25 protein-coding genes are annotated in these 22,783 nt (G+C 30.0%); 24 read left to right on the top strand and 1 reads right to left on the bottom strand.

Annotation, left to right across the window (positions count from 1 at the left end):
• Position 1 precedes the first annotated feature (1 nt).
• On the top strand, positions 2–844 hold the full coding sequence (locus tag BUB36_RS10780) for a damage-control phosphatase ARMT1 family protein (protein WP_073149833.1): 843 nt from the start codon (positions 2–4) through the stop codon (positions 842–844).
• Between the two features lie 167 nt (positions 845–1,011).
• Here BUB36_RS10780 and BUB36_RS10775 read toward each other — a convergent pair whose 3' ends face one another.
• Positions 1,012–1,446 carry a Fur family transcriptional regulator gene (locus tag BUB36_RS10775; protein ID WP_073149831.1) on the bottom strand — a complete coding sequence of 145 codons (435 nt, stop codon included), beginning with the start codon at positions 1,444–1,446 and terminating at the stop codon, positions 1,012–1,014.
• Positions 1,447–1,828: 382 nt separating this feature from the next.
• Between BUB36_RS10775 and BUB36_RS10770 the strand changes: the two genes are divergently transcribed.
• The 23 genes from BUB36_RS10770 (at position 1,829) to BUB36_RS10660 (ending at position 22,671) form a co-directional block, all read left to right on the top strand.
• Positions 1,829–2,764, top strand: a complete 936-nt coding sequence (locus tag BUB36_RS10770) for a metal ABC transporter solute-binding protein, Zn/Mn family (RefSeq protein WP_073149829.1) — start codon at positions 1,829–1,831, stop codon at positions 2,762–2,764.
• A gap of 120 nt (positions 2,765–2,884) precedes the next feature.
• Positions 2,885–3,640, top strand: coding sequence for a metal ABC transporter ATP-binding protein (locus BUB36_RS10765; protein ID WP_073149827.1), 756 nt, complete (start codon positions 2,885–2,887; stop codon positions 3,638–3,640).
• Positions 3,633–4,457, top strand: coding sequence for a metal ABC transporter permease (locus tag BUB36_RS10760; RefSeq protein ID WP_073149825.1), 825 nt, complete (start codon positions 3,633–3,635; stop codon positions 4,455–4,457). The genes BUB36_RS10765 and BUB36_RS10760 overlap by 8 nt, the downstream gene beginning before the upstream one ends.
• 517 nt (positions 4,458–4,974) lie before the next feature.
• A complete protein-coding gene (locus tag BUB36_RS10755) occupies positions 4,975–5,292 on the top strand; it encodes a DUF2325 domain-containing protein (RefSeq protein WP_073149823.1) in 318 nt (105 codons plus the stop codon).
• A gap of 370 nt (positions 5,293–5,662) precedes the next feature.
• Positions 5,663–6,832, top strand: coding sequence for a methyl-accepting chemotaxis protein (locus BUB36_RS10750; protein WP_073149821.1), 1,170 nt, complete (start codon positions 5,663–5,665; stop codon positions 6,830–6,832).
• Positions 6,833–6,872: 40 nt separating this feature from the next.
• Positions 6,873–7,358, top strand: coding sequence for a transcriptional repressor (locus tag BUB36_RS10745; protein ID WP_131821249.1), 486 nt, complete (start codon positions 6,873–6,875; stop codon positions 7,356–7,358).
• Between the two features lie 121 nt (positions 7,359–7,479).
• Positions 7,480–7,701, top strand: a complete 222-nt coding sequence (locus BUB36_RS10740) for a FeoA family protein (RefSeq protein WP_073149817.1) — start codon at positions 7,480–7,482, stop codon at positions 7,699–7,701.
• 84 nt (positions 7,702–7,785) lie between these two features.
• Positions 7,786–8,010, top strand: a complete 225-nt coding sequence (locus BUB36_RS10735) for a FeoA family protein (protein WP_073149815.1) — start codon at positions 7,786–7,788, stop codon at positions 8,008–8,010.
• 57 nt (positions 8,011–8,067) lie between these two features.
• Positions 8,068–10,113, top strand: a complete 2,046-nt coding sequence (gene feoB, locus BUB36_RS10730) for a ferrous iron transport protein B (RefSeq protein ID WP_073149813.1) — start codon at positions 8,068–8,070, stop codon at positions 10,111–10,113.
• Between the two features lie 12 nt (positions 10,114–10,125).
• Complete coding sequence (locus BUB36_RS10725) at positions 10,126–10,281, top strand: FeoB-associated Cys-rich membrane protein (RefSeq protein WP_084111955.1); 156 nt, start codon at positions 10,126–10,128, stop codon at positions 10,279–10,281.
• Positions 10,282–10,915: 634 nt separating this feature from the next.
• Positions 10,916–11,836, top strand: a complete 921-nt coding sequence (locus BUB36_RS10720) for a hypothetical protein (protein ID WP_073149811.1) — start codon at positions 10,916–10,918, stop codon at positions 11,834–11,836.
• Positions 11,837–11,879: 43 nt separating this feature from the next.
• Positions 11,880–12,440 carry a hypothetical protein gene (locus tag BUB36_RS10715; protein WP_073149809.1) on the top strand — a complete coding sequence of 187 codons (561 nt, stop codon included), beginning with the start codon at positions 11,880–11,882 and terminating at the stop codon, positions 12,438–12,440.
• A gap of 334 nt (positions 12,441–12,774) precedes the next feature.
• Entirely contained in the window at positions 12,775–12,954 is a 180-nt protein-coding gene (locus BUB36_RS10710) for a hypothetical protein (RefSeq protein ID WP_073149807.1), read from the top strand.
• Positions 12,955–13,122: 168 nt separating this feature from the next.
• The gene (gene aroF, locus BUB36_RS10705; protein WP_073149805.1) at positions 13,123–14,136 is read left to right on the top strand and encodes a 3-deoxy-7-phosphoheptulonate synthase; all 1,014 of its coding nucleotides are present in this window, start codon (positions 13,123–13,125) and stop codon (positions 14,134–14,136) included.
• Positions 14,137–14,151: 15 nt separating this feature from the next.
• Positions 14,152–15,000, top strand: a complete 849-nt coding sequence (locus BUB36_RS10700; protein ID WP_073149803.1) for a prephenate dehydrogenase — start codon at positions 14,152–14,154, stop codon at positions 14,998–15,000.
• A 1-nt stretch (position 15,001) separates the two neighbouring features.
• Positions 15,002–16,066, top strand: coding sequence for a 3-dehydroquinate synthase (gene aroB / locus BUB36_RS10695; protein WP_073149801.1), 1,065 nt, complete (start codon positions 15,002–15,004; stop codon positions 16,064–16,066).
• A 44-nt stretch (positions 16,067–16,110) separates the two neighbouring features.
• On the top strand, positions 16,111–17,409 hold the full coding sequence (gene aroA / locus BUB36_RS10690; protein ID WP_073149898.1) for a 3-phosphoshikimate 1-carboxyvinyltransferase: 1,299 nt from the start codon (positions 16,111–16,113) through the stop codon (positions 17,407–17,409).
• Positions 17,390–18,481 (top strand): chorismate synthase, encoded by a 1,092-nt coding sequence (aroC, locus tag BUB36_RS10685; RefSeq protein ID WP_073149799.1) that lies wholly within the window; start codon positions 17,390–17,392, stop codon positions 18,479–18,481. The genes aroA and aroC overlap by 20 nt, the downstream gene beginning before the upstream one ends.
• The gene (pheA, locus tag BUB36_RS10680) at positions 18,478–19,617 is read left to right on the top strand and encodes a prephenate dehydratase (RefSeq protein WP_073149797.1); all 1,140 of its coding nucleotides are present in this window, start codon (positions 18,478–18,480) and stop codon (positions 19,615–19,617) included. Before aroC ends, pheA begins: the two co-directional genes overlap by 4 nt.
• 75 nt (positions 19,618–19,692) lie before the next feature.
• Positions 19,693–20,520 carry a shikimate dehydrogenase gene (gene aroE, locus BUB36_RS10675; RefSeq protein ID WP_330390487.1) on the top strand — a complete coding sequence of 276 codons (828 nt, stop codon included), beginning with the start codon at positions 19,693–19,695 and terminating at the stop codon, positions 20,518–20,520.
• Between the two features lie 14 nt (positions 20,521–20,534).
• A complete protein-coding gene (locus tag BUB36_RS10670; protein WP_073149793.1) occupies positions 20,535–21,059 on the top strand; it encodes a shikimate kinase in 525 nt (174 codons plus the stop codon).
• A gap of 79 nt (positions 21,060–21,138) precedes the next feature.
• Positions 21,139–21,576, top strand: coding sequence for a type II 3-dehydroquinate dehydratase (gene aroQ, locus BUB36_RS10665; RefSeq protein WP_073149791.1), 438 nt, complete (start codon positions 21,139–21,141; stop codon positions 21,574–21,576).
• Between the two features lie 171 nt (positions 21,577–21,747).
• Positions 21,748–22,671, top strand: a complete 924-nt coding sequence (locus BUB36_RS10660; protein WP_073149789.1) for a DMT family transporter — start codon at positions 21,748–21,750, stop codon at positions 22,669–22,671.
• Positions 22,672–22,783: the final 112 nt, after the last annotated feature.

The raw sequence follows: 22,783 nt of genomic DNA, 5'->3' as shown, positions 1-22,783 counted from the left end.
ATTGGAGATACAACTCGATTGTTTACCTTGTTTCTTAAGACAAGTATTGGATGCAGCAAGAATGAATACAAAAGATAAGGAGCTTCAAAAAGAAATATTAATGAAAGCAACAGAGATTATAGGAAATGTAGACCAATATACAACTGCGCCAGAAGTAGGAAGATTTATGCACCAATTAGTAAAGAAATATACGAAAATCCAAGACCCTTATCAGGAACTTAAAAAAAGGTGTATAGAAACTGCCGAAAAAATTTATCCAGATATGAAGTATTTTTTGTATAAGCAAAAAGATAGGTTATATTGGACCTTAAAAATATCTGCTGTAGGTAATATTATGGATGCAGCAATTTATGGTGATAAGAGTGTAAAGGAAAATTTTATAGAGGAATTTGATAAGGAATTTAAAATTTGTGAAATAGATAAGCTTAGAAAAAGCCTTAAAAATGGGAAGCTACTGTTAATAATAGGAGACAATGCTGGTGAAACAGTTTTTGACAGAGTTTTAGTTGAAGAATTATTACATCTTGAAATAATATATGCAGTGAGAAGTAATCCGATTATTAATGATGCTACAATCAAAGAGGCCTATGCTTCTAAATTACATCATGGAGCAAAAATCATATCTACTGGATGTGATGCCCCGGGAATAATTTTAGATGAGTGTAGTGAAGAATTTAAAAAAATATATAATAAGGCTGATATTATTATAAGTAAAGGACAAGGAAATTATGAGACACTATCAGATGAAGGAAGAAAAATATTCTTTTTGTTAAAAGCAAAATGTCCTGTAATTGCCAGAGATATAGGAGTAAAAGTAAATGATTATGTTTTAATACAAAAATGATTATAATACAAAATAAAGGGCTATTGAACAGTGAAAATGTGACATAGCCTAATTTTTATGCAAAAAAAAAATGGAAAAAAACAAGCTAAGAAGAATCATATTTTTGTCTTTTGAGGTTGTCTAATTGAAATAAAAAGACAAGATACTTGATTTATGAATAGAATATCTTAGTCATCTTTAGAAGCTTGACAGTCAACGCAATATCCATATAATTCAAGCTTATGACTTGTTAAATTAAAATTTTTATCTTTTGCTAATTTATTAAGGGTATTGATGGGACAGAATTCTATAATTTCAGTTTTTCCACATTCTTTACATATGATGTGATGATGATGTTCATTAGAGCATACTAATTTGTATAAAGCTATGCTATCCTCAGTTATAAGTTTATATACAAGATTTAATCTTTCTAATATTTCTAGATTTCTATATATCGTAGACATATTAGTTTTATTATAGATTTCTTTTGACTTAATAAATAGATTTTCAACGGAAATTAAATTATTTGGGTTGGAAGATAGTACTTGTAAAATTGCTTTTCTTTGTTCAGTAACCTTATAACCATTAGATTTTAGTTTATCTATTATATCTCTTAACTCCATAAGTTTCACTCCAAAATAAAATAATCCTTTTATAACATCATATAATAAATAATATAAAGAAACAATAACTTTAAAGATTCGAGGAATACATTAATAATTTTAAAATATAATATGTAGATAGTTTTTTGGCTCTCTCTACTACATTTTGTACTCCAAAATTCTTTAAATGTATTATACAATTTCCTCATTTATATTTTATATATTGTAAGGAGAAATGTAGAATTATTTATTATTATTTGTAAAATTTTATTGTTTTAACATATGATTTTATTTAGCATATAGGATTTACTTAAATTCCTATAATATTATGTTGACAATAAAATGCCATATGATAAAATTGTAGGTGAAAATGCAAATTGTTCGCAATAAGGAGGGTTGAAAAATGGATTTTAAAAGGGGTTTTATGTACATAGTAATAATGATAATGATAGTAAACATCATTGGTTGTGAAGCTAAAGAATCAGAAAATACTGAAATAGATACTATTAAAAATCAAATTATAGTAGCAGTGTCTATAGTTCCACAGGAAACCTTTGTTAAGGAAGTGGCTGGGGATTTGGTAGATGTTGTAACAATGATTCCTCCAGGCTATAGTCCAGCAAATTATCAACCAACACCTATGCAAATGACTAAACTTAGTAAGGCTAAAGTTTATTTTTCAATAGGGGTTCCTACTGAGAATATTAATATATTACCAAAGATAGATGATTTTAATAAAGATATAAAGGTAGTACCATTGGCTGACATAGTTGGAAAAGTTTATCCTCACCGTTATTTTGAAGATGTAGAGGGGAATGAACACTACCATGAATATGAAAAGAAGCATGATCATAGTGGAAGAGATCCTCATATATGGCTTTCTCCAAAGCGTGTTAAGGTTATGATAGATGCAATAAAAAATGAATTGATTAATATTGATCCTGAAAATGCAAAGGTATATACAGAAAATGCGGCTGCTTATCTAGACAAGCTTGATCAAGTAGATAATGACATTAAAGAGGTACTTAGTGAATTAGATGGTCAGTCATTTATCATATATCATCCATCTTTTGGATATTTTGCTGATGATTATGGATTAAAAATGGTTACTATAGAAGAAGAGGGAAAAGAGGCTACTACTAGAAGACTGCAGGATGTTATAGATTTTGCAAAGCAAGAAAAAATTAAGTTCATTTTCTATCAAGAAGAATTTGATAGTCAGCAAGCAGAAACAATAGCCAAGGAGATAGAAGGAGCCACTATAAAAGTAGCTCCTTTAGCTCCAAATTATATAGAAAATTTAAGATATATAGCAAGTAAATTCAAAGAAGTTATATAGATATTCCAGTAAAATAGTTAATTTATACATATCAAAAATCCCCAAAAGCTTTGGATATTTTGGTATACATAAATTAAGTTTTACTATGGGAAATCTATAAAGTATTAGGAGGAAATTTCGATGTATGATGTTGAGATAAAAGACCTGAGTGTCTATTATGGCTCAGTTTGTGCACTCCAAAATATTGATTTGAAAATAAAAAGCAAAGAATTTTTAGGAATAATAGGGCCAAATGGCGGAGGAAAGTCTACTTTGCTTAAAGTATTGTTAAGACTTATAAAGCCAACAACAGGTTCAATTTCCATAAGGGGGAGCGGACCCATTGGGTACGTTCCTCAATTTGCATTTTTTGATAGAAGCTTCCCTATCAATGTTTTGGATGTAATACTTATGGGTAAATTACCAAAAAAAATTAAATGGTTTAGAAGGTATTCTGCCAAAGATATAAACCATGCAGAAAAAATTATGGAGGAATTAGGCATATTAGAATTTAAAAACAGGCAAATTAAGCAATTGTCAGGAGGACAATTGCAGAAGGTGCTTATAGCCAGAGCTTTAATTACAGATCCTAAAATTCTTTTATTAGATGAACCTACATCAAGTTTGGATTCTAAAACCAAAAAAGAAATTTATGAAATGATAAATAGACTCAGACGAGAAAAAACTATACTAATCGTTACCCATGAGACGGAAGATATATTTCCATACATAGACAGCATAGCATATGTAAATAAAACTTTAAAATATTATAAAAATGATTTGGAATTAAGTCATGGAATCGTTAAAAAGATGTATGGATTTCCTAATAAGCTTATTACAAAAGAAGAAATAATCCACAGGAAATTAGTAAGCTATAGGGAGGATAGAGATGATTAAAACATTGTTTGGTTATACATTTATGCAAAATGCATTTATGGCTGCTATTTTAGCAAGTATTGTATGTGGTGTAATTGGAACAATTATAACACAAAAACGACTAGTTAGTATGAGCGGAGGAATAGCACATGCTTCCTTTGGAGGAATTGGACTAGGATATTTATTGGATATAGAGCCTATAATAGGAGGTCTTATATTTTCCGTTTTAGCTTCTTTAGGGATATCTATTATTAAAAGAAAGACAAATACTTATTCAGATACACTAATAGGTATGTTTTGGTCCTTTGGTATGGCATTAGGGATATTATTTATTTCCCTAACTCCTGGATACCCACCAGATATGACATCATATTTATTTGGAGATATACTTACAGTTTCCTCACTATATATAAAGATGATGGCAATACTAAGCTTTATAATTATATTTTTTATTGCTTGCATATTCAATTATTGGAGGGCTTATCTTTTTGATGAGGAATTTACAAAAACATTAGGTGTGAATACTTTGGCACTTGAATATACTTTATTTATATTAATATCCTTAAGTATAGTTATTCTAACAAAGGTTGTAGGTATAATATTAGTAATAGCATTATTAACAATCCCGACAGCCATAGCAAAATTATTTACATATAATCTTAAAAATATGATGACATTATCCAGTATAATAGGGGCTATATTTAGTATTAGTGGACTACTTATATCCTATCAATATAATATTCCTTCTGGTGCAACAATAATACTGTTATCAGTAATAGGATTTTTTTTGATATCATTGATTTACAAAAAAATAAGTCGAAATCAGTTTAAACAATAACTTACAACCCATTAAAACGTGCCCTACGGTCACCTCAGATTGTAGACAAAGTCTACAAGATGACAGGCTTTGAAAAAAGTCCAAGTTCAAGGCACGCCAAAATTGAGTAGCGGAGCTTGCTAAGATGGCAAGTGAGCAACGGAAATTTTGGCAGCAACGCAGAAATTGGGCTTTTGTCAACAGCCTGACGTGCCCTACGGGCACCTTTATTTTTGTCTAGGAACTCAAATTTTTTTGCAAGAAATTGCATAGCTAAAACAAAGTAAAATAGAGGGCTAGAAGGAAAATTAAAACCATTACCAGTAAAATATTGGTTCAAATTGTTTTCTTTTAAAACTTAATAGAAAGACCTCAGTATTTGCAACTTGGAACTTGCAACTCAAAACGCACCCTAGGGGCACCTTTGTTCTGTATATTATAATTAACATTCAGTATATATTGTTGACAATAGGAAAAAATATGATAAAATATAAATAATAATGATAATCGTTATCAATTATAAAAGGAGTGAAATATTATGAGTGTTGTTATAATAGGAGGACATGAAAGAATGGAGAGAATTTACAAAGATACGGGGAAAAAACACGGATGTAAGGTAAAGGTTTTTACTAAAATGCAAGGAAATTTAATGAAAAGAATAGGTAATCCCGATTATATAGTAACCTTTACTGATGTTGTATCACATAAATTATTAGATATGACAATGAAAATTTCCAGAAAAAAAAATATACCAAATTTGAGATGCCATAATAGTAGTCTCCAAGCCTTGGAGAATGCTTTAATGGAAGTGAAAAGTAACGCAAAAGTAAATTCGCTTAAAAAAAATCAAATTTAATTAAAGTCAAAGCATATATAGATATTCTAGTAAAACATTTAATTTATACACATCAAAAATCCCTAGAAGCTTTGGATATTTTGATATACATAAATTAAAGTCTTTACTTAAATTCTATAATAATTTTGAAGTAAAATATGTAGATTGCTCTCATGACTATCTCTACTGCATTTTGTATTGAAAAATTCAAAAAATATTTATGGAATTTACTTAACTGAGAAACTTGCATAATCAACACTAGTAATTTTGAAATACAAATATGTAGATAGCTTTCTTGACTCTTTCTACTACATTTTGTACTTCGAAATTCTTTAAATGTACTATGCAATTTCCTCAACTAATATTTAAACAAAACGAGGAAGTGAAAAAAATGAATAATTCTCTATTGATGGTTTTGGGAATAGGAATTGGATTTTTTGTTGATCGGCTATGGATATCTAAAAAAGTACTTAGGCCTCTTAGTAAGCTTGAAAATGCTATAAATAGAATAAATAAGTTTGACTTTTCTTCCGCAACGAAAGAAGAACTTCAACCTTTGATTATGAACAATGATAGGATAAGTAAATTAGCTGGAGCAATTTTTAAAGCACAAGAAACTTTTAGTCAATTACATAATAGATTAAAAGAGATTTCAGCAGGTATTGAAGATAATGCTATTGTTATAAATAAATTTATTGATAATATTAATCAATATTCTATGAATACCCTAGCAACTACAGAAGAATTATCTTCATCAATTGAAGGAACGGCAGCTTCTTCACAGCAAATATCAGCTACAACAGAGAAAATAAACCGAGATATCGAGAATATAGCAAAAAAAGCTCTTGAAGGCTCAGAATTATCTAACAAAATAAATGATAGAGCTAATAAATTTAAACAAAATGCTATAAATTCTCAGAAAGATTCTACAAAAATTTACAACAAGGTAGGAGATGAGCTTTTAAAATCCATAGAAGAGTCTAAAAAAGTTTCTAAGATAGATGAGCTTGCTTCAAATATCTTAGATATTGCAGAAAGAACCAATTTGCTTTCGCTAAATGCTGCAATTGAAGCAGCAAGAGCAGGTGAAGCAGGAAGAGGTTTTTCTGTAGTGGCTGAGGAAATAAAGAAATTATCAGAGCAAACATCCAAAACCGTTGTTAATATACAAAATATTATCAATATAGTTAATTATTCTGTAAATAATTTATCCAATAATGCTAGTCAAATGTTAAATTTTTTTGAAAAAAAAGTAGCCAATGATTACAAGACTATGATTGATATAAGTGAAAAATATAATAATGATGCAGGGCTAATACATGAGTTAATGACTACTTTTAGTGAAGCTTCAAATAAATTTAGTCAATCAATGAATACAATTTCTACATCTATAGGTCAAGTGACAAATGCTATTGTAGATGAATCTAAGGGTATTGAGGATATTGCAATAAAGAATGATAATCTTGTATCAGAGGTATTGGAGATTCAAAATATAAGTCTTAAGAATATTGACATGATTCAAGTTCTTAAAGAACTGATAAGTAGTATAGAGATTAAATAGCAAGAAGTATAGATAGTATATAAACCATTTTGGATTTACTTTGAGGGTAATTTATGATAATGATTATCGATTTCGATATCAGATTAGAACCAATAATCATCATAAATACGTATTAAAGAGAGTCGATAATATGTCAGCTATAGGAAATAGATATAATTTATCAAAGAGTAGTATGTTAATATATGAGGTTTTCAGCTTAAATCCCTTTAAAACCTTTGATGTTAATGAGCTTATGGAAGTAATTAATAAGGATAAAAAGGTTATAAGTAGGAGAACAGCATTTAGAGCAGTTAAAAAACTGGCAGAGCTTGGAGAAATATATTGCTATAATATTAATAAGGGAACAAGGAGATTTCAGCTATTGAATAATAATTACTACACAATGATATGTAAAAAGTGTGGATTGATAAGATATGTAGAAATAAAAGATATTAATATTATAGAAAAGATATTGGATATACATAATGATTTCATTGTAAAAAAAATAGTGATACAGATCGAAGGAATTTGTGAAAAATGTCGATAAAAAAACAACAGAGCATATTGATAAATATTACCAATTAATATATAATATAAATAGTAATGATAATCAATGTCGATAAATCGAGTATCAAGACAGATTACATGAGGATTTAGGAGGGTTTCATATGCCATTAGCTATGACTGGTATAGGTCAAGAGGTTATAATAAAAGCTATTAACTGGGGACCAAAAATGAAAAAGAGATTGCAGGATATGGGATTGACGCCTGGAGTTAAGATTAGTGTTATATCAAATGATACTAATGGAGCCTTTATATTAAATGTAAGAGGTTCAAGATTAGTATTGGGTGGAGTGGTAACTCAACAAATATTAGTAGATGCTGTATAAACTGTTATATAAAATATTTTCACGTTAAAGCATGAAGTATTTTATGTACATATTTTAAATTAAGTTAATATAGGAGGTAAATCCATGGAAAAAACTCTTAAAACCCTAAAGCCTGGACAAAGTGGTAAAATATCTATGATAAAATGTAAAGGAGCTACAAGGAGACGTCTTATGGATATGGGTGTTGTTAAAGGAACAGAGGTTTATGTAGAGAAGGTAGCACCTTTGGGTGATCCTATCGAAATCAAGATAAAGGGATATAATCTTTCCCTTAGAAAAGAAGATGCTCAAAATATCATAATGGAATAATTTTTTTTGATAGATCAATGAAAATGAATATCATAATCAATTCGAGGAGGTTAATAAATGTCTAAGAGTATTACTATAGCTTTAGCGGGTAATCCCAATAGTGGTAAAACGACGTTGTTTAATGCATTAACAGGGGCTAAACATTCTGTTGGTAACTGGCCTGGAGTTACCGTAGAAAAGAAGGAAGGTAAATTTATTCACAATAGTAATGAAATCATAGCTGTTGACCTACCAGGTACATATAGTTTGTCACCATATTCCTTAGAGGAAATGATAGCTAGGAATTATATAGTAAATGAATCTCCAGAGGTTGTTATTAATATTGTTGATGCTTCAAATATTGAAAGAAATCTTTACTTATCTATGCAATTAATTGAGCTTGGAAAGCCCGTTGTTATAGCATTAAATATGATGGATATAGCCGAAAGAAGAGGACATAAAATTGATCATAATAAGCTATCACAGGCTTTGGGTGTACCAGTTGTACCTATAGTAGCGACTCAAAAGAAGGGTTTAAAAGAATTACTTGACGCTGCTGTTGATATAGTTAGGGGCAAGATAAAATATAATCCTAATAGGGTAGATTATGGAAAAGAAATTGAAGATAAAATTCAAAAAACAAAGGCTATGATAAAAGATAAATCCAATATAGCAAAGTATGATCTTAGATGGCTTGCTATAAAGGTTATAGAAGAAGATGAGGCTGTGTTAGACCTTCTAAATATGAAGGATAAATTTAGTGCAGAAAATGAAGTAGCTGTTACAAATGAAGATGCCTTTGAAAATGATTTTGAAGCAATTATAGCTGATAGAAGATATTCTTATATAACTAGTATTCTTTCTAAGGTAGTCAAAAAGCCCGATAGTAAAGTGCTAACTACATCGGATAAAATTGATAGAGTGATTACAAATAGATGGCTAGGGCTTCCAATATTTGCAGCACTAATGTATCTTGTTTTCTGGTTTACTTTTAATATTGGAAATATATTTCTTGACATGATAGATGGATGGTTTGGAGCTTTAGGTGAATCAGCTGGGACGGCATTGGAAGGGATAGGCGTTGCAGGATGGCTAAATTCTTTAATTGTAGATGGTATTATAGGTGGAGTAGGTGGAGTATTGGTTTTCCTACCTAATATTGTATTCCTATTTATAGCTATGTCATTGCTTGAAGATAGTGGATATATGGCTAGGGTTGCTTTTATAATGGATAGAGCAATGAGAAAAATAGGACTTAGTGGTAAAGCCTTTATTCCTATGTTAATGGGATTTGGTTGTACAGTTCCAGCCATTATGGGTACAAGAACCCTTGAAGATGAGAAGGACAGATTAGCAACTATGCTTGTTGCACCTTTTATGTCTTGTGGTGCAAGATTACCAATTTATGTATTGTTTGCTGGAGTGTTTTTCCCAGGAAAAGAAGGAATTGTTGTTTGGTCATTATATATTATAGGTATAATAGTTGCAGTTATTGCAGCACTTATATTTAAGAAAACAATTTTTAAAGGTGAAGCAACCCCCTTTGTTATGGAGCTTCCTCCCTATAGAATACCGACTCTCAAGGTAACAGGCTCACTTGTTTGGGAAAAAGCTAAGGGATATCTTTTAAGGGCAGGTACTATTATATTTGCAGCTTCAATTGTTATTTGGTTTATATTGAACTTCAATTTCTCAGGTATGTCTGAGATGCCGGATAGCATAGGTGCAGGATTAGGTAAAGTTATATCACCTATATTCAAGCCTTTAGGCTTTGGTTCTTGGGAAGCAGCATTATCACTTATTACTGGATTACTTGCCAAAGAAGTAGTTGTAAGTAGTATGGCTGTTATATATGGATTAGGAGAAGCCGCCTCCGAAGCAGCTATGGAGGGGGATGTTACAGGCTTTGTTGAAGCACTTAATGCAGTTGGATTTACAAGTCTTAGTGCATACGCCTTTATGGTTTTCTCATTACTTTATACACCTTGTATTGCAGTTATAGGTACGTTCAAAAAAGAATCGAACTCTTGGAAGTGGACTGGCTTTTCAGTGGCATATCAATTTGTAGTAGCATGGGTAATTTCTATGCTGGTGTTCCAAGTAGGTACTTTAATTGGATTTTAAGGAGATGATTTGATGGGAACTATAGTTACTATTGTTCTTGCCACATTGATATTTGGTTATGGAGCCTATGCCCTTGTAGTGGGTATAAAAAAGGAAGCCAAGGGTGAAGGATGTGTAGGCTGTAGTGGCTGCAAGTATTCTAAAAATTGTGATTTTCATAATATTTAAGGAAGGAACAACTATGAACGTAGAAAATTTTTCCTTGAGATAGATACATTTTATATATAATTTTTCAAAAAGTATGTAACTGAAATATAATATTTAGAAAATTTTATTAAATAAATAATTATTTTAACTATGATATTACGTGGCTATTTCAAAATGAATTTTAGATACAATATATTGAGGGTTTAATCTAAAAAATCAATATATTGTACTATTTTTCTATCTTGAAATAGCCTCATATTTTATAGAAAAATGCTAAAGAGCAACTAGTAAATGGTAATAGTTATAAAACTGTTAAAGATATATTATCTTAAAAAAGAGTATGTATCAAGGAAGCTATAAATAGATTTCATAAGCAAGAAAAATATGACAAAAAGAGTTGTTACTCATGTTAATATATAGCTTAATTAATATTTATTTTTAAAGGCAAAGGCAGAAAATTTATGCTAGAAGTAATATTAGATTGATGCTATGGTAAAAAAATATTACAAAAATTTAAAAACAGTCAATAAATTTCGACATATTTTTAAATTATTATCTTATATAATATTTTATGTAATTAATAGGAGATTTATAAAACATATGTAATTATCTGTTATTTTTTAAAAATATTTATATATGGAAGGAGAAATTAATTATGAGAAAAAAATTGTGTTTAATTTTATCTGTGGTGTTAATTTTTAGCTTAGTAAATATAAGTTTTGCTACTAGTAATCTTAAATTTGATAAGATTAGACTTCAAAACTTAGGATATGATGAAAAAGAAATAAAAAATATGTCTAAAGAAGAATATAATGAAACTTTAGATATGGGTAAAATTATAAGTCATAATGAAAGATATTTTAAAATGGTTAAAAGAGTTAATAATATAAAAGATAGTGAGTTTTTACTTTCTACAATAGACAATAATGATACGAAAATAATTGAATTAACTAAAGAACAATTTGAACAAGAAGTGGGTAATTTTAAAAATAATAATAAAGTGACTATTTTTGGTACAATAGATTCAGATACAGCAACAAGTAGTTTTGTAAAATTAAAAACATATGTCTATGATAAAATTACTTCTGGTTCTCATAAAGGGCAACATAAAATCAAACACTATTTCCGCTTGTATACAAATGAAGCAAATAATGAGAATATTTTTGGCGTTAGCTTATCTACCACTTTGTTAGCTACGGGTGGTGAAAAGTTTTATCTTTACTGGGATAAAGTAGACCTTGATACAGGTAAAACAATAGAAAGAGATTATAAGAAATATACTCGTGCTCAACACAGAGGAGCAGAAGGATATGCTTTTGAATTTGATTTAGATGATGGGTACTATATAGGTAGAGAATTATATGGGCGAAGAGATTTTAGTGGTTCAATGTATATGTATGTAGAAAGTAATAATAGTAGTAATACATTATTTGGTGCTTATGGAGATTTTGCTATGAAAAAAACTTTTAGAACTGTAAACCCATATGTTTCTTTTAAAGGGGATGCTGGTTTAGGTATATCACCAAGTTCAAAATATCTAGAAGCAGATAATACAGAAGTGATATGGAGATATTAATAGTGTAAGTAGGTAAAAAATAATAAATATAGGTGGGTATAGTATGTTTATAAATAGAAAAGTAATATTTCTACTTATATTCCTATTAATTACTATTACAACTATGGTAATTTATTATAATAATATATATTCAATAAAAGAAGAAAGGTTAGAAAATTTTATATCAGATAAAATTTTACAAAGCTATACAAGTAGAAGTTTACAACAATTAGATTCTTTTATAATAAAGAACTATAAAATAGTTACATATAAATTATCTAGTAATTATTATGGTTTCTTTATTTTTGAAAAAGGTTTAAATAACAAATATAAATTTGTGGTTAGTAGTATAAAAAAGTGTTATTTTAGAACCTTTAATTTAGAAGGAAATCAAATAAACGATTATTTCATTATTGGTGAAAATATATATACAGATAAAATACTTTGTGAGATTGATATTGGTAATAAAATTATTAAAAGAGGGGTTGATACAGGGTACTTTGTTATTTGGGTTGAAATTGATTCGAAATTAACAACTTCAATAGATAAGATTAAATTTTATAATAATAATATTGATGTAACAAATGTTATTATTAGAGGTGGAACAGATAGGGATAGCAAATAATTCTTATATATGCTACAGGGATAAGTTTTCTGTTTCACTTAAAAATTATTTGATAAGATAAAGAGAGTATAAAATAATCTAAAAGCATTATATTATTAGTATGCTTTTAGATTATTTTTCTTAATAATATTTCCTAGAAAGGATATAAAGGAATCTAGTTTATACGGTACAAATGTCATAATAAAGGTATATTTATTCAACTTAATGAAATATTAAAATATTTTATATAATAAAAAAAATTATATATTTTTCAAAAAAATATTGACATCTATCACTTATCTGATATAATCAATCTCAATACAAAAAACAAGTATAATATTTTGGAGGCAAAAAAATGGAAAAACTTATTAGAAAGGTGAACGCAGAACAATTTAATAGCTTTTATTACTTTAGCTGGGGCTATTTCTTTTACTTTTATTTTAGCGCTGGTTATTTGCTTTGCAATAAAATATGGAAAATCCTTTCTAATGAGATTAAGGGAAGAAGACTTTTACTCAGCAGCATGAAGATATAAAGTAAGCTGTTATAGTCTTTGAATAGAAAAAAATGGTAAACCAAAGGAGACTCATTAGATGAGTCTCTTTTTTTCTACAAAAATATAAAGAGTTGGATATCTATACATGGAAAGTCCATGTAATATTTATAATAATTAATAAACTAAAAAAAGAAGGGAGCTTTTAAAGTGATAATTGTTATGAAGAATAATACAGTAGAAGAAGAAATTAATAAAATCAAGAGGAAAATGGAAAGTTTAGGCTGTGAAATCCATGAATCAAGGGGTAAAAACTATCATTTACTTGGACTTGTGGGAGATACAAGTAAAATAGACCCATCACAAATCGAAGCAAATAGAAATGTAGATAAGTTAATGTTTGTACAGGAGCCATATAAAAAAGCAAATAGGCTTTTTCATCCTGAGGACAGTGTAGTTAATGTAAATGGAAGAGAAATAGGAGGAAAAAAGTTTATCGTAATAGCTGGACCTTGCTCTGTAGAGAGTGAACAGCAGATTTTAAGTATTGCTGAGGATATCAGAGAAAGTGGAGCTTCATTTTTAAGAGGAGGAGCATATAAACCAAGAACTTCACCTTATAGCTTTCAAGGTTTACAAGATGAAGGATTAGAACTGCTCAAGCTGGCTAGAGAGAAAACAGGACTTCCCATAGTAACAGAGCTTATGTCACCAGATAAGATAGAAAAATTTATTGAAGATGTGGATATAATTCAGATTGGTGCAAGAAATATGCAGAATTTTGATTTGCTAAAGGAAGTTGGTAGAACCCAAAAACCTGTATTATTAAAAAGAGGAATGTCCGCTACTATTGAAGAATTATTAATGGCTGCCGAGTATATAATGTCGGAGGGAAATGAAAGAGTTATCCTTTGTGAAAGGGGAATAAGAACCTTTGAGAAATATACAAGAAATACGTTAGACCTCAGTGCTATACCTGTAATAAAGAAGCATAGTCATTTACCTGTAATAGTAGATCCAAGCCATGCAGGGGGATTATGGTGGTTAGTTGAACCCTTAGCAAAGGCAGCTTTAACAGTGGGAGCAGATGGATTAATGATAGAAGTCCACAATGATCCAGCAAATGCTAGGTGTGATGGACAGCAATCCATTAAACCAGAAAGATTTAATTGTTTGATGGAAAAATTAAGAAGGTTAGCAAAGGTTGAGAATAAAGAATTATAATGGAGTGTGGTGATTTTGATTGAATTAGACTTTAATATCACTATAGTAGGATTAGGACTTATAGGAGGCTCCTTTGCAATGGCACTAAAGGAATTAAAGCCAAAAAATCTTTGGGCTGTTGATATAGATAAAGAAGCTATAAAAAAAGCTGAAAATATGAGAATAATTGATAAAGGATATATAAACCCTAAAATCCCCCTTGAGAAATCTGATATAGTAATAACATGTATATATCCAAATTTAACAGTAAAATTTATAAAGGAAAATATGGATAATTTTAAAGCAGGCTGCATCATAACCGATACTGCAGGGATTAAAGAGAAATTGATTAAAGATATATATACATGTATTAGAGAAGATATAGATTTTATTGGAGGGCATCCTATGGCAGGAAGAGAGAGTAAGGGATTAGCATATGCTACTAAGAATATTTTCAAGGATGCAAATTATTTAATAACTCCTGTAGATGGAAATAAAGAGGAAAATATAGAAACCATCGAGAAGCTTGTAAGAGCAATTGGATTTAAAAATATAGTAAAATTAGATCCTAAGCAGCATGATAAAGTTATTGCCTTTACCAGTCATCTTCCTCATATAATGGCTTCAGCTCTTATTAATAGTGATAATAGAAGGGATACTAAATTCTTTGTAGCAGGAAGCTATAAGGATGCTACAAGGGTGGCAAAGATTAATTCAGAGCTTTGGACGGAGCTTATTATGGATAACCGTGATAATACTTTAGAACAGATAGAGATATTTGAAAAAAGTATAGAAACCTTTAAGAAGGCTATTATGAATAATGATAAAGAATGCCTAAAATTTTTATTTAATAAAGGTAGTAAAAAAAGGGAGGAATTAATCTAGCATGTATGATTTAGAAATAAGTTTTCTACAAAAAAAATATCCCATAATCATAGAAAAAGGAATTATAGAGAAAATAGGTAAAGAGATAAAGAAAATATATAAAAATAAAAAAATAGCCATAATAACCGATTCAAATATAGAAGGGCTATATGGCAAAAAAATAATAGATGTGTTAAATAAATGTGATTTTGAAACTAAAACTATTGTAATTCTACCAGGAGAAAAAAGCAAGTCCTTAGAGTCAGCTGAGTATATATATGGAGAGCTATTAGATTTTGAAATGACTAGAGGAGACATGATAATAGCATTTGGTGGAGGAGTAGTTGGAGACTTAGCAGGATTTGTGGCATCTACCTTGTTAAGGGGAATCCCATTCATACAAGTACCAACATCTCTTTTAGCTCAAATTGACAGCAGTGTGGGAGGAAAGGTGGCTGTGAATCTACCACAAGGTAAAAATCTTGTAGGCACCTTTTATCATCCCGAGGCAGTATTTATAGATCCAGATTTGCTTGAGACGCTAGATGAAAGGTTCCTATATGATGGTATGGCAGAGGTCATAAAATATGGATGTATAAAAGATAAAAAGCTATTTGATAGATTAATGACATTTGAAAGTAAAAAAGAACTTTTAAATAATATAGATGAAATAATACTAAGATGTTGTGAAATAAAAAGCAATGTAGTTGAAAGAGATGAAAAGGACAGAGGAGAAAGAATGTTACTTAATTTTGGGCATACAATAGGCCATGCTATAGAAAAATACTATGGATATAAGAAGTATACCCACGGAGAGGCCGTAGCAATAGGAATGTATAATATTACAAAAAAAAGCGAGGCAATGGGTATAACAGAAAAAGGCACAGCTGAGCTTATTAAAAAAATCCTTATTAAATACAATTTGCCCTATAAAATGCCTATGACTGAGAGAAAAAATTTTATGGAAGCCATTGGGCTTGATAAAAAAAATAAAGGCGATAACCTTAATATAGTATTAATTAAAGAAATAGGCTATGGCTATATAAAAAATATAGATAGAAAAGATATAGAGATATACGTGGGTTAATGGAAAAAAGGATAAATAACATATATTTGAAAGGGGAGTCTATAGTGAGTTCTATAAAGATATATCCATCAAAGCTTAAGGGAGACATAAAAGTTCCCCCATCTAAAAGTTTAAGCCATAGAGCAATAATATGTGCAGGACTTTCCGATGGAGTAAGCGATATAGATAATTTGATATTTTCCAATGATATTAAAGCTACTTTAAAGGGAATGAAGGCCCTAGGAACAAGTATAGAATGTATAGAAAGTGAATCCTATGAAGATACATACTGTGTTAGCTTAAGGGGAAATTCTAATTTGAAGGCTACGAATACAAGTATCGACTGTGAGGAATCGGGTTCTACACTTAGATTCTTAATTCCCTTTGCAGGACTTACAGGCGGCAGAATAACATTTACTGGTAGGGGAAAGCTTGTAGAAAGACCCTTAGATGCGTATTATAAAATATTTGATAAGCAGAATATCGAGTATAACAATAATAATGGTAAGCTTCCATTAAAAGTGAAGGGAAGGTTAAAGCCAGGAACATTTAAAATCCAAGGTGATGTAAGCTCACAATTTATTTCAGGACTTATGTTTGTGTTACCCCTTTTGGATGGAGATTCCAAGATAGAGATAACTACAAAGCTTGAATCAAAGGGATATGTAGATTTAACCATAGATGTATTGAATAAGTTTGGAATAGAGATAGAAAATAGGTCTTATAAAGAATTTTATATAAAGGGAAATCAGAAATATAGAAATAGATACTATAGAGTAGAAGGGGATTTTTCTCAAGCTGCATTTTGGATTGTTGCAGGAATATTAGGAGGCGATATTAGATGTAAGGACCTATACACCAATTCTCTTCAAGGCGATAAAGCTATATTAGAAATAGTACAAAGAATGGGTGCTAAGTTGGAGATTAGGGAGGATGATATTGAAATAAATAAATCAGAAACCCTTGGTACAGTGATAGATGCTTCACAGTGTCCTGACCTAGTACCTATACTTGCAGTATTGGCAGCATTAAGTGATGGAACCACAAGGATTATTAATGCAGAAAGACTTAGAATAAAGGAATCCGATAGGTTGAAGGCGATATCTACTGAGCTAAATAAAATTGGAGGGAAGGTAAAAGAATTAGAAGACGGATTGATAATCGAAGGAAAAAAGGATCTTAAAGGTGGAACGGTAGACAGCTGGAATGATCATCGTATTGCCATGGCATTGGCTGTAGCTTCAATTAAGTGTACAGAACCCTTGATAATAACTGGCAGTCATGCAGTAAAAAAATCATATCCAGATTTCTGGAAAGATTTCATAAAAATGGGAGGCAAAATAGATGAGCAGTATGTGGGGTAAAAATATAAAGCTTTCAATTTTTGGAGAGTCCCATGGAAAAGCAATAGGTGTAGTCATAGATGGATTGCCTCCAGGGATAGAATTGGATATTGAATATATAAATAAAGAGATGAATAGAAGGGCTCCTGGTAAAAATAAAATATCTACATCTAGAAAAGAGGGGGACAAATATGAGATACTAAGCGGGTATTTTAATGGAAAAACCACGGGTACTCCATTAGCATCGGTTATATATAACACTAATCAGAGATCAAGGGATTATGAAGCTGTCAAATCCATAATGAGACCTGGCCATGCTGACTATACGGGTCATATCAGATACTCGGGCTTTAATGATTACAGAGGTGGAGGGCATTTTTCGGGAAGACTTACAGCACCTTTGGTATTTGCAGGTGCAATAGCTAAGCAAATTTTATTAAACAAAAATATTCTAATCGGAAGTCATATAAAAAGCATAGGAAATATAGAAGATAATTCTTTTAATAGTATAAATATTGATGCTTCTTTATTAAGAAATCTTAGTAGGAAAGAATTTTCGGTTATTGATGATGAAAAGGGAAGGGAAATGAAGGAGTATATACTAAAGATAAAGGAAGAAAAGGATTCCGTTGGAGGAATAATAGAAGCTGCTATAATTAATCTACCATTGGGATTAGGATCACCTTTTTTTGACTCAGTAGAAAGCAAGCTTTCCCATATAATTTTTTCAATACCAGCAGTAAAGGGAGTGGAATTTGGAGAAGGCTTTAATATAACAAAAATGAAGGGATCACAGGCAAACGATGAACTATATATTAAAGAAGGGAAAGTAACTGCTTATTCTAATAATAACGGAGGGATATTGGGAGGAATCACCAATGGAATGCCTATAATATTAAAGGTTGCCATAAAACCGACTCCTTCAATAGGTAAACTTCAAAGAACAGTAGATATAGAAAAAGGTATAGAAACTGAGTTTGAAATTAAAGGGAGACATGACCCATGTATAGTACCAAGGGCAGTACCAGTTATTGAAGCTGCTATAGCTATGGCTTTGGTTGATTTAATTATGGAAAAGGGTGAACTGATATGAGTGATCTGGAAATTTTAAGAAATAGAATTGATGAAATAGATAAGGAGCTTGTAGCTATATTTGAAAAACGAATGGAAACAGTTTTACAAATTGCCCAATATAAAAAAAAGAATAATCTAGAAATTTTTAATAAAGCCAGAGAGCTGGAGGTTATAAGAAAGAATGTTTCAAGATTAGAAAATAAAGGATTTAAGGAGGTTGCTGAGAACTTTTTAAATAAAGTAATGGAAATAAGTCGAAATATACAAAAGGAATATATAAGGGGTGAGGATTCTTTTACACAGGAAAATGGTCAAGGAATAGAGGATGATTTAATGGTGATAAGGGTTGGATATCAAGGGGAACCTGGTTCCTTTAGTGAAGAAGCATTAATCCAGCATTTTGGAGATAAGGTCAACAAATATAATGCAAGAGAGTTTCAAGATATATTTGAAGCCCTTAAAAACTATGAGATAGATTATGGAGTACTTCCAATAGAGAATTCATCAACTGGTGGTATAGCAGAGGTATATGATCTTTTAAGAAAATATGGTTTTTATATAGTTGGAGAAAGATGTATAAAGGTTGAACATAATTTAGCATCAGTTAAGGATGCTAAGTTGGAAGATATTAAAGAAGTATATTCTCATCCTCAAGCTTTTCAGCAATGTAGTGAATTTTTTAAGGATTATCCTAACTTAAGATTGATACCCTTTAAAAACACAGCAATAAGTGCTAAATATATAAATGAAGAAAAATCAAAAATAAAGGCTGCAGTTTGTAGTCGAAAAGCAGCAGAAATATATGATTTAGAGATAATTAAGGAAAATATAAATTATAATAAGTGCAATTATACACGATTTATTATAATAGGAAGAGATTTAGAAATAAAGAAAGAATGTAATAAGATTAGCATAGTAACTACAATATCCCATATACCAGGGGCGTTATACAAAATTTTAGGTTTTTTTGCTAAGAATAATTTAAATATGATGAAAATTGAATCTAGACCAATAATAGATAAGTCATGGGAATACTTTTTCTATATAGATTTTAGTGGCAATTTAAATGATGAAGCTGTAAAAAAATCCATTGAAGCTATAAAAGAAACCAGTAGTTATTTTCAATTGCTAGGCAATTATGTTGGTCATAATTAATAGTTGTGAGTGTTAAGAGTTTGAGGTCATAGTGTAATACTTGAGATTAGTAAATAGAATAGGTGGGATAAAATAATGGGTTTGTTTGGTCTTATAGGAGAGAAATTAAAGCATAGCTTTTCACCTGCTATACATTCTATAATATTTAGGGAATTGAATATAGAAGGATATTATAATCTGTTTGAAGTTAAAAAAGGGGATTTAAAGGATGCCATTTATGGATTAAAAGCATTAGGTATAAGGGGAGTAAATGTTACTATTCCATATAAGATTGATATTATAAAATATTTAGATAATATATCTGATGAAGCTGAAAGGATTGGGGCAGTAAACACCATTTGCTTTAGAGATAATAAGGCAATTGGTTATAACACAGATTATTTTGGCTTTGGTATTATGCTTGATGAATTTAATATTGATATAAGAGGTAAGAATAGTGTTATATTAGGAACTGGAGGAGCTTCTAAATCAGTTATGCAGTATTTACTAGACAAAGGAATAGGAGATATTACCTTTGCTAGTAGAGATATAAGTAAAGCAAAAGAAAAGTTTAAGAATCATAGAGCGATTTCCTATAACGATATTAAAAGTTTAAATAAAAAAGATATTATTATAAATTGTACACCCTGTGGTATGTATCCAAATGTAGAAAACTGTCCAGTAAGCAAAAAAGATATATCTAAATTTCATACAGCCATTGACTTAATCTATAACCCAAGGGAAACATTATTCCTTAAATATGCAAAGGAAGAAGGAATTAAAACAGTTAATGGGCTATATATGCTGGTAGGGCAGGCAGTAAAGGCTCAGGAACTTTGGAATGATATAAAAATTAGCAGTGGAGCAATTGATAGGATATATGATAGGATAAGAGAAGGAGATAGGAAAAAGGTTAAAATATAAGGTGGGTATAGATTATGGGGAAAAAAGGTGTAAACATAGTTCTTATTGGTATGCCGGGTTGTGGGAAAACCACCATAGGAAAACTTGTAGCCAAGAGATTAGATATGAAATTTTGTGATATAGATCATTATATAGAAGAAAAGGAAGGAAGAAGTATTCCAGATATATTTAAAAACTATGGAGAAATATATTTTAGAAAATTAGAAAGTAAAGCAGTAGAGAAAATAAGTAAATATGCGGACTTTGTAATATCTACTGGTGGGGGAGTAATAAAATTCCATAATAATATGGAATTTTTAAAAAAAAGTGGTATAATTATCTTTATTAACAGGTCGGTAGATGATATAATATCGGATATTGAAACTGACGGACGCCCCTTATTAAAGGATGGGAAGGAAAGGCTTTACAAGCTTTATAAAGAAAGGATTGATTTATATAAGAAATATAGTGATTATGAAGTTGTAAACGATGGTAGTATAGAAGATATAGTCAACAATATAATACAGATTGCTAAATCAAAAAGTAACCCAAAAGAATGACTCTAATACTTGTAACTTGGAACATGGAACCTGTAACCAACAAAGTGCTACAGCTCTTTGTTCAAAGGAGTTGAGAATATTGAAAATTTTAACAATAAATGGTCCCAATATTAACTTTTTAGGAATAAGAGAAAAGAATATCTATGGACAAATAACCTATGAAGAAATGTGTAAATACCTTAAGGGAGAGGCAGAAAAATTAGAATTAGATATGGATATAGTTCAAAGTAATATTGAGGGTGAGCTGGTAGAATACATACAAGGTGCTTACAACAAATATGATGGAATAATAATCAATCCAGCTGCCTATACTCATTACAGCATTGCTATACTTGATGCCCTAAAGGCAGTGGCTCTACCTACCATTGAAGTACATATAAGTAATGTTCACGCAAGGGAGGACTTTAGAAAAAGGTCGGTTATTGCACCAGCTTGTATAGGACAAATATGTGGCTTTGGCATATATGGATATGTAATGGCTATGATAGGTTTAATTAATTATTATAAGGGTTTATAGTGTATAAATCTATAGAAATTTAAGTAAAGACTTTAATTTATACATGTCTAAAATGCTCAGAAACATTGCATATTTGTACATGTATAAATTAAGTTTTACTATGTAAATTCTATATGTTTGAAAATTTTATATAATTAAGCGTGGAAATTATTTTTAAAGGAGATTTTAGATATGAAAGGGAAAAAGGCTTTACCTTTAATAGCCATGATAATTACCTGTATAGTATGGGGATTATCTTTTTTAAGTATAAAAGTTACAGTAGCTGTTATATCACCAATGACACTGGCTCTTTTGAGATTTTTCATAGGTTCAATTGTATTGTCGATTATATACTTGTTTTTAGAAAAGAAAAAAGGATTTAATAAAAAGGATATACCAATTTTTGCTTTATCAGGCTTTATTGGAGTAACTATTTATTTTTACTTTGAAAACAATGCAATAAGTATGATAGCAGCATCTTCTGCATCCATAATTATTGCAGTCATTCCTATTTTCACATTAATTGCTGAAATAATAGTTTTTAAAGTTAAATTAACAGCAAAAAAAATAATAAGTGTTATTGTATCGTTTATAGGAGTTTATTTTATAGTAGGTATTAATATAGGAGGGACTTCTTCAAATTCGTTGAAGGGTTATTTACTAATGTTTGGAGCAGTTCTAGCATGGGTAGTTTACACTATTATAACAAGGCCTTTATATAAAAAATATTCACAAATAGCTATAGTATATTTTCAGACCCTATTTGGTACACTTTTCTTAATTCCTTTTGCAATATTTGAAACTACTAATTGGGATTTAGTAAGTAATGTAATTATATTTAATGTTATGTATTTAGGAGTATTTTGTTCTGCAATAGCGTATTATCTATATATTTATGCAATGAATCACTTAGGGGTTTCTACAACATCACTATTTTTGAACTTGCTTCCAGCTATAACTGTAGTGGCAAGCTATTTTATACTAAAGGAGGATATAACTGTTTACCAGATTATAGGAGGAGTGTTAGTGATTTTTGCTGTTTATCTAGTTAATACTGGGAATAAAGAAAATAAACAAGATTCAATGGAAGAAGAAAATCTTGAAATAGTAACATAAAGCTATTATGAGAACAATGAAATTTAATACCTAAATTACTGGGATATATAAAAGCCTAGATTAGTTGAAATCTAGGCTTTTAATATAGATTTCCCATAGTAAAACTTAATTT

Origin of the sequence: Paramaledivibacter caminithermalis DSM 15212, from assembly GCF_900142245.1 — a bacterium.
In the GTDB taxonomy this organism is placed as follows: domain Bacteria; phylum Bacillota; class Clostridia; order Peptostreptococcales; family Caminicellaceae; genus Paramaledivibacter; species Paramaledivibacter caminithermalis.
The sequence above is the reverse complement of the archived record's forward strand: the minus strand, read 5'-3'. Positions and strand labels throughout refer to the sequence as shown.

Coding starts and splice junctions, on each gene's coding strand:
- BUB36_RS10765 (WP_073149827.1), top strand. CDS start 2,885: ATGTATGATGTTGAGATAAAAGACCTGAGTGTCTATTATGGCTCAGTT.
- aroE (WP_330390487.1), top strand. CDS start 19,693: ATGGGTTTGTTTGGTCTTATAGGAGAGAAATTAAAGCATAGCTTTTCA.
- BUB36_RS10715 (WP_073149809.1), top strand. CDS start 11,880: ATGTTTATAAATAGAAAAGTAATATTTCTACTTATATTCCTATTAATT.
- BUB36_RS10770 (WP_073149829.1), top strand. CDS start 1,829: ATGGATTTTAAAAGGGGTTTTATGTACATAGTAATAATGATAATGATA.
- BUB36_RS10725 (WP_084111955.1), top strand. CDS start 10,126: ATGGGAACTATAGTTACTATTGTTCTTGCCACATTGATATTTGGTTAT.
- BUB36_RS10710 (WP_073149807.1), top strand. CDS start 12,775: ATGGAAAAACTTATTAGAAAGGTGAACGCAGAACAATTTAATAGCTTT.
- BUB36_RS10735 (WP_073149815.1), top strand. CDS start 7,786: ATGGAAAAAACTCTTAAAACCCTAAAGCCTGGACAAAGTGGTAAAATA.
- aroB (WP_073149801.1), top strand. CDS start 15,002: ATGTATGATTTAGAAATAAGTTTTCTACAAAAAAAATATCCCATAATC.
- pheA (WP_073149797.1), top strand. CDS start 18,478: ATGAGTGATCTGGAAATTTTAAGAAATAGAATTGATGAAATAGATAAG.
- BUB36_RS10670 (WP_073149793.1), top strand. CDS start 20,535: ATGGGGAAAAAAGGTGTAAACATAGTTCTTATTGGTATGCCGGGTTGT.
- BUB36_RS10740 (WP_073149817.1), top strand. CDS start 7,480: ATGCCATTAGCTATGACTGGTATAGGTCAAGAGGTTATAATAAAAGCT.
- aroC (WP_073149799.1), top strand. CDS start 17,390: ATGAGCAGTATGTGGGGTAAAAATATAAAGCTTTCAATTTTTGGAGAG.
- BUB36_RS10760 (WP_073149825.1), top strand. CDS start 3,633: ATGATTAAAACATTGTTTGGTTATACATTTATGCAAAATGCATTTATG.
- feoB (WP_073149813.1), top strand. CDS start 8,068: ATGTCTAAGAGTATTACTATAGCTTTAGCGGGTAATCCCAATAGTGGT.
- BUB36_RS10775 (WP_073149831.1), bottom strand. CDS start 1,446: ATGGAGTTAAGAGATATAATAGATAAACTAAAATCTAATGGTTATAAG.
- BUB36_RS10750 (WP_073149821.1), top strand. CDS start 5,663: ATGAATAATTCTCTATTGATGGTTTTGGGAATAGGAATTGGATTTTTT.
- BUB36_RS10720 (WP_073149811.1), top strand. CDS start 10,916: ATGAGAAAAAAATTGTGTTTAATTTTATCTGTGGTGTTAATTTTTAGC.
- BUB36_RS10755 (WP_073149823.1), top strand. CDS start 4,975: ATGAGTGTTGTTATAATAGGAGGACATGAAAGAATGGAGAGAATTTAC.
- BUB36_RS10660 (WP_073149789.1), top strand. CDS start 21,748: ATGAAAGGGAAAAAGGCTTTACCTTTAATAGCCATGATAATTACCTGT.